Here is a 751-nt window from a genome sequence, read left to right as displayed (position 1 = left end):
ATTGAAACCCATACGCCCTGGTTTGTACCTAAAGGATTCGAAGGCCAGAGTAAGGCAGCAGCTTATGGCGATGCGGTGGAATACCTGGATCGTTCAGTGGGAATCATCATGAATACCCTGAAACGCCTTAAAATTGAGGATAATACCATCATTGTGTTTTCTTCAGATAACGGACCATTGATATATAAGGATGAAGAACTGGAGAACTGCTATGGAAAATTCGGTTTTACCGACCCAACCAGAAAGCATGTGCTACGTGAGGGAAAATACCAGGAACGTTATGATGGTGGTATTCGTGTATCCTGTATCATGACCTGGCCAAACAATATTCCTGCTGGCACCACCTGTGACGAACCGGTAACAGCCATGGACCTGTTCACCACCTTTGCCAATGTGGCCGGTGCTAAGATACCGACCGACCGGCCAATTGATGGAAAGGACATTCAAAATCTGATGCGCCAGGAAGAAGGCGCAGTTTCTCCACACAAGGCTATCTATGGTTATAGAGCCAGGGGCGGTTTGATGAGCGTACGTTACCAAAACTGGAAGCTGGTGTTTAAGAAAAAATACAACGCTGAAGGCGCTAATGAAATGTTCCTTTATGACTTAGGTAATGATTTAGGCGAAACAACCGATATAGCCGCTCAGCACCCCAAAGTGGTGAAGCAGATACTTAAACTGGCACAGGAAGCAGAAAAGGCTATTCATGAAGGAAAAGAATTGTAAAATTAAAATATAGAGAAATGACAAC

General features: G+C 44.5%; 1 protein-coding gene. It reads left to right on the top strand.

The window, feature by feature from the left end:
- A partial coding sequence (locus FNN09_RS20920) for a sulfatase-like hydrolase/transferase (RefSeq protein ID WP_143304435.1) occupies positions 1 to 726 on the top strand: 726 nt, incomplete at its 5' end.
- Positions 727 to 751: the final 25 nt, after the last annotated feature.

This window comes from Carboxylicivirga sp. M1479, assembly GCF_007097485.1.
GTDB lineage: Bacteria > Bacteroidota > Bacteroidia > Bacteroidales > Marinilabiliaceae > Carboxylicivirga.
The sequence above is the reverse complement of the archived record's forward strand: the minus strand, read 5'-3'. Positions and strand labels throughout refer to the sequence as shown.